Origin of the sequence: Mesorhizobium sp. M1A.F.Ca.IN.020.06.1.1 (assembly GCF_004023265.1) — a bacterium.
Classification (GTDB): Bacteria; Pseudomonadota; Alphaproteobacteria; order Rhizobiales; family Rhizobiaceae; genus Mesorhizobium.
Map to the genome: position 1 here is coordinate 1 of NZ_RZSR01000157.1, position 8,547 is coordinate 8,547.

The 8,547-nt window shown below is 67.2% G+C and carries 8 protein-coding genes; 2 read left to right on the forward strand and 6 right to left on the reverse strand.

From position 1 onward, the window contains the following. From EOA60_RS09770 to EOA60_RS09780, 3 genes are all read right to left on the reverse strand, one after another. Window positions 1-857, reverse strand: an 857-nt coding sequence (locus EOA60_RS09770; protein WP_128311287.1) for an NAD(P)/FAD-dependent oxidoreductase, incomplete at its 3' end; no start/stop codon positions are given. A 167-nt stretch (window positions 858-1,024) separates the two neighbouring features. Continuing rightward, window positions 1,025-1,603: an OsmC family protein gene (locus EOA60_RS09775; protein WP_095783432.1), complete on the reverse strand. Its 579-nt coding sequence runs from the start codon at window positions 1,601-1,603 to the stop codon at window positions 1,025-1,027. Between the two features lie 261 nt (window positions 1,604-1,864). Then, the gene (locus tag EOA60_RS09780) at window positions 1,865-2,101 is read right to left on the reverse strand and encodes a DUF1127 domain-containing protein (RefSeq protein ID WP_164746786.1); all 237 of its coding nucleotides are present in this window, start codon (window positions 2,099-2,101) and stop codon (window positions 1,865-1,867) included. 192 nt (window positions 2,102-2,293) lie between these two features. Between EOA60_RS09780 and EOA60_RS09785 the strand changes: the two genes are divergently transcribed. Together EOA60_RS09785 and EOA60_RS09790 are read left to right on the forward strand one after the other, a co-directional pair. After that, entirely contained in the window at window positions 2,294-3,676 is a 1,383-nt protein-coding gene (locus EOA60_RS09785; protein WP_095824557.1) for a nodulation protein NfeD, read from the forward strand. Beyond that, entirely contained in the window at window positions 3,673-4,437 is a 765-nt protein-coding gene (locus EOA60_RS09790; protein WP_066999450.1) for a slipin family protein, read from the forward strand. The genes EOA60_RS09785 and EOA60_RS09790 overlap by 4 nt, the downstream gene beginning before the upstream one ends. A 157-nt stretch (window positions 4,438-4,594) precedes the next feature. Here EOA60_RS09790 and EOA60_RS09795 read toward each other — a convergent pair whose 3' ends face one another. From EOA60_RS09795 to EOA60_RS09805, 3 genes are read right to left on the reverse strand one after another with little or no spacing between them, the layout of a single operon-like run. Beyond that, window positions 4,595-6,883, reverse strand: coding sequence for a xanthine dehydrogenase family protein molybdopterin-binding subunit (locus EOA60_RS09795; RefSeq protein ID WP_128311289.1), 2,289 nt, complete (start codon window positions 6,881-6,883; stop codon window positions 4,595-4,597). Continuing rightward, window positions 6,880-7,863, reverse strand: coding sequence for a xanthine dehydrogenase family protein subunit M (locus EOA60_RS09800; protein WP_095824555.1), 984 nt, complete (start codon window positions 7,861-7,863; stop codon window positions 6,880-6,882). Before EOA60_RS09800 ends, EOA60_RS09795 begins: the two co-directional genes overlap by 4 nt. Continuing rightward, window positions 7,860-8,327, reverse strand: coding sequence for a (2Fe-2S)-binding protein (locus EOA60_RS09805; protein WP_245322377.1), 468 nt, complete (start codon window positions 8,325-8,327; stop codon window positions 7,860-7,862). The genes EOA60_RS09800 and EOA60_RS09805 overlap by 4 nt, the downstream gene beginning before the upstream one ends. Window positions 8,328-8,547: the final 220 nt, after the last annotated feature.

Here is an 8,547-nt window from a genome sequence, read left to right on the forward strand (position 1 = left end):
GCGTCCGCCGCCGCGATCTGCGCGGCAAGATCGTCGGCAAAGGCGATCTCGCGGTTGGCTATGCCGCGCACGCGGCCGGTGAGCTCGACGCCGAGGGCCTGCAGTGTGGCAAGGTCGACATTGGCCTTGTCCGGTCGTCCGGCGAGTTGCAGCGAGGGTTGCCGCCTGGCGCTCTCCGGATTGGCAAGTCCGTCGAGCGGCTGGGCCATCACGCCCATCTGACAGAGCCAGAAGAAGATGTCCTTGCCGCGCCACAGTCTCGGCAGGCGCGTATGCTTGCCGACGGACAGCATCACCCGCCGGCCGGCGCGCGCGAGCTCGTCGGCGATCTGCACGCCGGAAGATGAGGCGCCGACGATCAGCACCCCGCCGGGCGGCAGCTCGCCGGGAGAGCGATACTGCGAAGCGTGGATATTCAGCGGTCCGCCTCTGGTCTCGGACACAAAGGGCATCATCGGCCGATCGCAATGCCCCGTCGCCACCACTACGACCCTGGCCAACCAGTCGCCGGCGCCGGTGGCGAGCGCGAAGCCGCCGCCGGTCCGCCTGCAGGAGGTGACCTCGACCTTGCATTCCACCGGCACCTGCCAGCGGCTTGCATAGGTTTCGAGATCATGGACGAACACGTCCTTTGTCCTGAAGCCGTCGGGGTCCGGGCCGTCATAGGGCGAGCCGGGCAGGCCGTTCAGCCAGTTCGGCGTCAACAGCCTCAGCGATCGCCAGCTCTGCGTGCGCCAGCGCTCGCCGATGCGGCCGCGCTCCAGCACGACATGGTCGATTCCGGCGCGGCCAAGGCAATGGCTGAGCGCAAGCCCGGCCTGCCCGCCGCCGATGATGACGACGTCAGCATGTTTCATGGCTCTGTTCCGAGGCCCTGGGAGAGACGGTCCGGATTTCTCCGAACCGTCGCTTCAGCTAACGCATTTCGCCCAGAAGTGTGCAGCGGTTCTGGGACAACGACATGCGTCAAAACAAAGAACTAAGGCGCGTCGCCTGAACCGTTTTCAGGACGACGCGCTTTAGATCACTGGATGGTCTTGATGCCGACCGTGACCGGCACGCCGTTGGTCAGCACGTCGAACACGGCCGAGCGTGCGCGGGCCTGCTCGACCAGCTGCTCAAGCTTCTCGGCCGGCGCGTCGCCCTCGACCTCGAACGACACCTGGATGTTCTGGAAGCCGTTGCGTACCTCGTCCGAGATGCCGAGGATGCCGCGCAGGTCGATGTCGCCGTCGACCGAGCACTTCACGCTGGTGAGCTTGATGCCGCGCGCGGCGGCGATGTTGGCGAGCCCCGCCATCAGGCAGCTCGCCAGCCCATGCAGCAGCCACTCGACAGGGGTCGGGGCGTTGTCGGCGCCGCACAGGATCGCCGGATGGTCGCTGTCGGCATAGAAGGGCTTCTCGTGCTTCTGCTCCTGGCCGGCACCGTGGAAGCCATGCATGACGCTCTTGCTGTGGGTGCCTTCGATCCATTCGTTGTGGGCGCGGAACTGGAACTTCGCCAGCTCCGGCTGACCGGCGACGAAATTGATGGTCGCCAGGAGGTTCGGTGTGTCGACGCCGTTGAGCGGAACGCGGGCAGGTTTGGTGCTGGGTTGCATGTGACTACTCCGAAGGTTGCTTTGCGGCTTGGTTGCCGTGACGGCTTCCTTTCTGACGCCGATGCGTTTGAACGAGAGTGGATGGCAGCGTGGAATTTCTGATACGCCCACCGTGGAAATTGCATCGCCCGTTTCATTTGGGCGGACAGCCCGCGACCGGTTCCAATGCCGGCAGTGCCTCGCGTCGGAACGCGAAAACCCCGGCGAGCCGGGGTTTTCACCAGCCGTCCGGCCGGCCGCCGATGCAGTCGTTCATCCGCTTCAGGCATCCGTCCTGCCGGCTGCGGCGAGCGCGGCGCGCGTGGACGTGTAGTGCTCGATCTGCGAGCGGCTGATGCCCATGTCTTTGAGCAAATAGTCTGGCATGGCGCGCAGCGCGGCGCGATCGCTGCGCATCCGCATGGCGTGATAGGCCAGCCGCAATCCGCGGCGGGCAGAGCCGAACAGGTTGAAGCCCGTGCGGTCGGTTTCGTACTGCAAACGATCCATCGTCGTCATTGTCGTCTCCATTGTTGCGAGCGCGTTCATTCGCGCCGTCGATGGGGACAATGACGTACGGGCGAGGGAGCCAGCGTTGGAGGCGACGTCGAAATTGCCGTGGAATCGTGAGGAGGGAGATTACCCGCTCCGCTGCCCTCATTGGACTTGCCCCGGCACAACCCCATATTGAATCCCAAGGAGCTTTGAGGCGTGAAACTCGCGCGGGTGGCCCTTCTGGCAGCGGCTTTCATGGCCGCCGCGGCGGTTTTCCCCTTCTCCTCGGCCGAAACGGCGGGGGAGAGGATGGCCTTGAGCATCGCGATTGACGGCGCCATCGGTCCGGCGAGTTCGCGCCAGCTCAAGGAAGCGCTCAAGACCGCGGCCGAGCGCAACGCCGGGGCTCTCATCCTTCAGCTCGACACGCCCGGCGGCCTCGTCACCTCGATGCGCGAGATGATCGCCGATATCCTGGCGTCCCCCGTTCCCGTCATCGGCTATGTCGCGCCCGCCGGCGGTCATGCGGCGAGCGCCGGAACCTATATCCTTTACTCGACCCATGTCGCGGCGATGGCGCCCGGCACCAATCTGGGCGCCGCGACTCCGGTCGAGATCGGCGGGCTGCCCTCGCTTCCCGGCGGTGAGAAGGACGACAAGGACACCGGGAAGCCAGCCGGGGACCCGATGACGGCCAAGGCGACCAACGACGCGGTGGCGCTAATCCGCTCCCTCGCCGAACTGCGCGGGCGCAATGGCGACTGGGGCGAGAAGGCGGTTCGCGAGGCGGCGAGCCTCTCGGCAGGTGCGGCGCTGCAGCAACATGTCATCGACTTCGTCGCCCGTGACACGGCGGAGCTGCTGCAGCTCGCCGACGGCCGCACCGTCGACGTGGCCGGCAAGAAAGAGGTGCTGGCGACGAAGGGCCTGGCCGTCGAGGTCCTGGATCCCGGCTGGTTCATCCGGCTTCTCGCGGTCATCACCGATCCGAACGTTGCCGTCCTCCTGATGCTGATCGGCTTCTACGGCATCGTCTTCGAGGTCACGAGCCCAGGTGCGGTGGCGCCTGGCGTCATTGGCGCCATCTGCCTCGTACTCGGCCTCTACGCGCTCGATCTCTTGCCGATCAACTATACCGGTCTCGCCCTGATGCTGCTCGGCGTCGCCTTCCTCATCGTCGAGGCATTCAGCCCGACAGTGGTGCTGGGTGTCGGCGGCGCGGCCGCGTTCCTGCTCGGCGCGGCCATGCTGCTCAAGGTCGAGGGGCCGGGCTTCGCCATATCGTGGGCGGTCATCGGCCCCGCCGCGGCGCTGACGCTGGGCCTCGCGCTGCTGGCCGGCAGCTACCTCTGGGCGGCGCGCCGCAATCCGCCGCGCGTCGGCGGCGGGGCCATGCACGGTCTTTCCGTGGACGTTCTCGACTGGGAAGGCGGAGAAGGTCATGTGCTGGCGCTCGGCGAGCGCTGGCGCGCCAAGGCCGAGGAGCCGATCGCGCCCGGAGATCGTGCTGAGGTGACCGCCGTCAGCGATCTCGTGCTGACGGTGCGGAGGCGTGGTGCCGGTCACAACGGAGCGGGAAACGACGGAGCAAAACAATGACGCTCGGCTATGTCGCCTATCTGATCCTCGCGCTGCTGGTGATCATGTTCCTGTCGGCGGCGATCCGCATCCTGAGGGAATATGAGCGCGGCGTGGTCTTCACGCTCGGCCGCTTCACCGGGGTCAAGGGGCCCGGCCTCATCCTGCTCGTTCCCTTCATCCAGCAGATGGTGCGCGTGGACCTGCGCGTTGTGGTGCAGGACGTGCCGCCGCAGGACGTCATCTCGCGCGACAATGTCTCGGTCAAGGTCAACGCGGTGCTCTATTTCCGCATCGTCGACGCCGAGCGGGCGATCATCCAGGTCGAGGATTTCATGACCGCCACCAACCAGCTGGCGCAGACCACGCTGCGTTCGGTGCTCGGCAAGCACGAGCTGGACGAGATGCTGGCCGAGCGCGACAAGCTCAACAGCGACATCCAGGACATCCTCGACCAGCGCACCGACGCCTGGGGCATCAAGGTCTCCAATGTCGAGATCAAGCATGTCGACCTGAATGAGAGCATGGTCCGGGCCATCGCCAAGCAGGCAGAGGCCGAGCGGCTGCGGCGCGCCAAGGTCATCAACGCCGACGGCGAGCAGCAGGCGGCGGCCAAGCTGGTCGAGGCCGGCCGCATGCTGGCGGCCGAACCGCAGGCCATGCAGCTGCGCTATTTCGAGGCCCTGCACGACATCGCCGGCGAGCGCTCATCGACCGTGGTCTTCCCGCTGCCGGTGGATCTGCTCAGCCAGTTTTTGAAGGGCCAGAGCCAGGGCAGGTGATCTCCCCCCTCGAGGGGGAGATGCCCGGCAGGGCAGAGGGGGTCGGTCCGACTGGACTCAGCCTATTGCGACGGTTGTAGGTTGGCGCCCCACGCGCGGCGACCCCTCTGTCGCCTTCGGCGACATCTCCCCCTCGAGGGGGGAGACAAGGCCGGCGCTAAATCAACTTCTCCAGCGTAATCGGCAGGTCCCGCACCCGCTTCCCCGTCGCGTGGAACACCGCGTTGGCAATCGCCGGCGCGACGCCGACGATGCCGAGCTCGCCGACGCCCTTGCCGCCCAGCGCCGAGGAATGCGGGTCGGGGATGCCGACCGAGATCGTCTGGATATCCGGGATGTCGGCATTGGTCGGCAGCATGTAGTCGGCGAGATTGCCGTTGACGATGCGGCCATGGCGGCGGTCGACGATGCCTTCTTCCAGCAGCGCCTGGCCGATACCCATGATGATGCCGCCCTTCCACTGGCTCTCCGCCAGCTTGGGGTTGTAGAGCCGGCCGGAGTCCAGCGCCGACACGACGCGCGACACGCGCACCGTGCCAAAATCCTCGTCGACGCGCACCTCGACGAAATGCGCGCACCAGGAGTGGCGGGAATAATCGCCCTCGGTGTGCGGCAGCGCCATGGCGATGGTGGTGTAGTTGTCATAGCGCTGCTCCGGCGTGAAACTGGCCGGGACAGTGTCGCCCTTGGCCTCGATCTTTTCGCGACCGAGGGCGCGCATCAACTCGGCGATCGAGAACTCCGGGCCGTCACCGCGCGGCGAGGCGATGCGGCCACCCTTCACTTGCAGCGTGTTCGCCTGCAGCCCATGGAAGGGCGAGCGCGGATCGGAGAGCGCCAGCCCGATCAGCTCGTCCAGCGCCTGGCCCGCCGCCTTGTAGACGGCGCCGGTCATGACCCCGGCAAGCCGCGAGCCGCCGGTGACGCCGGCGCGGGCGAAATGGGAATCCCCCAGCCTCACCGACACCTTCTCCACCGGCACGCCAAGCGTCTCGGCCGCGGTCTGCGCCAGGATCGTGTAGGTGCCCTGGCCCATGTCGATGGAGGAGCTCTCGACCTCGACCGAGCCGTCGGCCAGGAGCTTCACCACGGCCTCGCCATAGGCGCGCCGAACCGGATAGGTGCCGGCCGCGACGCCCCAACCGATGAGCTGGTGGCCGTCACGCATCGAGCGCGGCTCGCGCGAACGCTTCGCCCAGCCGAAGGCTTCCGCGCCGGCGGCAAAGGCCTCCCGCAACTGCCTTGTCGACCACGCCTTCTTTGCGTGGGGATCCTGCTCGGCATAATTGATCAGCCGCATCTCCAGCGGGTCGATACCGAGCTCTTGGGCGAGCTCGTCGATGGCGCATTCGATACCGAAGGCGCTCGGGTTCTCGCCCGGCGCGCGCTTCGCCCCCGGCACCACCGTGTTCACCCTGACCACATTCTGTTTCGAGGAGAAATTGGGCGTCGCATACATGATCGAGGTGACGGAGCCGAGCGGCTCGACCCACATGCCGTCGACCGCCGTCTCGTTGACGCCGCGATGCACGATCGACTGTATGCGGCCCGCCTTGTCGGCGCCGATCGCAACCGTCTGGCGCGTCGCGGCGCGGCCGCCATAGGAGGTGAAATTCTGCGGCCGGTTGAGCACCAGCTTCACCGGGCGTCCGAGCATCTTCGCCGCTGCCGCCGCCACCGCGCTGTGCGCGAGCGCCAGCGCCTTGGAGCGGAAGCCGCCGCCGATATAGGGCGAGACCAGCCGCACGTTCTGGAACGGCACGCCGAACCATTCGGCATAGGTGCGCGCCATGCCGTCGAGCCACTGGCTCGGTTCCCAGATGGTGAGCTGGTCGCCCTCCCAGCGCGCGATCAGCCCGTGCGGCTCCATCGCCGCCTGGAACTCGCGCGGCGTGTTGTAGGCGGCGCAGACGCGCACCGGTGCCTCGGCGAAGGCGGCTTCGGCGTCGCCCCATTCCTTGGTCATGGCGTCGACCGGAATACCGTCGCTGCCGTCGCTCAGGTCGACGACTGCCGGCGTCTCGTCATAGCTGACCTTGACCAGCGCCGCGGCGGCGACGGCCTGCTCGAAGGTCTCGGCCACGACGGCAGCAATGTGCTGGCCGGAAAAGGTGACCTCGCGGACGAGCGGGCAATAGGTTTCTTCGGACGGCTGTCTGCCGAACCAGTCCGATGCCGAATTCAGGTCCATGATGGTGTCGGGCGTCAGCACCGCGAGCACGCCTGGCGCGGTTTCCGCCGCGCGCGTGTCGATGCCGGTGACCTTGCCGGCGGCAATCGTCGCGCCGACCAGTACCGCATGGGTCAGGCCTTCGAGGTGCTGTTCGAACGCGTAACGCGCGGCGCCGGTGATCTTGGCCGGGCCGTCGACGCGCGACAGGCGCCCGCCCACCGCTTCGAGGCGCGCGCTGTCGGAGCCTGCGTGTTTCATGTCATGAACGGTCATGCCGTTTCTCCCAATTTCAGGATGGCGCGCGCGATCACGCGGGGCGCCAATGCGATCTTGTAGTGGTTGGCGCCGTGGTCGACGGCGCCCTCCATGACGAGCTCGCTCGCCTTGCGAACGGACGCTTCGTCGAGCGGCTTGCCCTTCAGCGCCTCTTCGACGGCGCGCGCCCGCCACGGTTTCGTCGCGACGCCGCCGACCGCGACGCGGATGTCGCGTATGGTGCGGCCGTCGCCCTCGAGCTCCAGTCCGACGGCAGCGCTCGCCGCCGCGAACTCATAGGACTGGCGGTCGCGGACCTTGAGATAGGTCGAGCGCCGGGCCGCGGCCGAGCCCGGGATCTCGATGGCCGTGATCAGTTCGCCGGGGCGGATGTCGTGCTCGCGTTCGGCCGTGGCGCCAGGGGCGAGGAAAAAGTCCTCGACCTTCAGCTTCCGCTCGCCAAGATCGACCTCGGCGTCGAAGGCGACAAGCGCGATGGCAAGATCGCCCGGATAGGTGGCGATGCAGGCTTCGCTGGTGCCGAGCACCGCATGGCCGCGCGTGACGCCGCCGATCGCCGAGCAGCCGCTGCCCGGCTCGCGCTTGTTGCAGGCCGGGAAGTTCTGCGGATCGCGGAAATAGGGACAGCGCGTGCGCTGCATCAGGTTGCCGCCGATGGTCGCCATGTTGCGGAGCTGCGCCGAGGCCGCCTGCCACAACGCTTCCGAAACCGCTGGGAAGTGGCTTTTCACCTCGGCGTTGTCGGCGACATGGCTCATCTTGGCCAGCGCGCCGATGACGGCGCGGTCGGCGGTTACATCAATGGCGTTGAGCCCTTCGATATGGCTGATGTCGATGACGGTGGCCGGTTCGGCGACGCCGCATTTGGCGAGATCGATGAGCGTCGTGCCGCCGGCAAGCAGCATGGCGCCGGGAAGGGCGGCCGCGTTGCGCGCGGCCTCGACGCTGTCGGCGCGAAGATAGGAAAAGTCTCTCATGAGCGGAGCTCCCTAGCTGCCTGGCGGACGGCGGCGACGATGTGCGGATAGGCGCCGCAGCGGCACAGATTGCCGGCCATGTATTCGCGGATCTCCTCGTCGGAGCCGGCATGGCCCTCGCGGATGCAGGCCACCGCCGACATGATCTGTCCGGGCGTGCAATAGCCGCACTGGAAGGCGTCCTGTTCGAGGAAGGCGGCCTGCACGGCGTGCAGCGTGCCGTCTTCGTCGGCGAGCCCTTCTATTGTCGTGATCGAGCGTCCCTCGACCTGGGCGGCGAGCGTCAGGCAGGCCAGCACCCGCTCACCGTCGACATGAACGGTGCAGGCGCCGCACTGGCCCTGGTCGCAGCCCTTCTTGGTGCCGGTGAGGTGGAGCCGCTCGCGCAACGCGTCGAGCAGGGTAACCCGCGGCTCGATATCGAGCGCGTGGTCACGGCCGTTGATGGTGAGGTGGATGGACAAGGTGGTGGGGCTTGCGCCATTGCTGGCCTGGCCGTTCCTGAAATGGCCGTCTTCGGGAGGATCGATGATTGTCTGGCTGGTCATGAGGCGTCGGGCTCCGATTGCTGGACGCTAGGGGGAGGGAAATGGGGCTTGGGAGGAGAGGGGCAAGGCGTCGAAGCAGCTAATCTCCCCCCTTGCGGGGGAGATGCCCGGCAGGGCAGAGGGGGTCGTCTCACGT

What these genes read in the sequence shown, in the direction of transcription:
- EOA60_RS09775 (WP_095783432.1), bottom strand. Translation starts at nt 1,603, where the DNA reads ATGCAACCCAGCACCAAACCTGCCCGCGTTCCGCTCAACGGCGTCGAC.
- EOA60_RS09780 (WP_164746786.1), bottom strand. Translation starts at nt 2,101, where the DNA reads ATGACGACGATGGATCGTTTGCAGTACGAAACCGACCGCACGGGCTTC.
- EOA60_RS09790 (WP_066999450.1), top strand. Translation starts at nt 3,673, where the DNA reads ATGACGCTCGGCTATGTCGCCTATCTGATCCTCGCGCTGCTGGTGATC.
- EOA60_RS09795 (WP_128311289.1), bottom strand. Translation starts at nt 6,883, where the DNA reads ATGACCGTTCATGACATGAAACACGCAGGCTCCGACAGCGCGCGCCTC.
- EOA60_RS09800 (WP_095824555.1), bottom strand. Translation starts at nt 7,863, where the DNA reads ATGAGAGACTTTTCCTATCTTCGCGCCGACAGCGTCGAGGCCGCGCGC.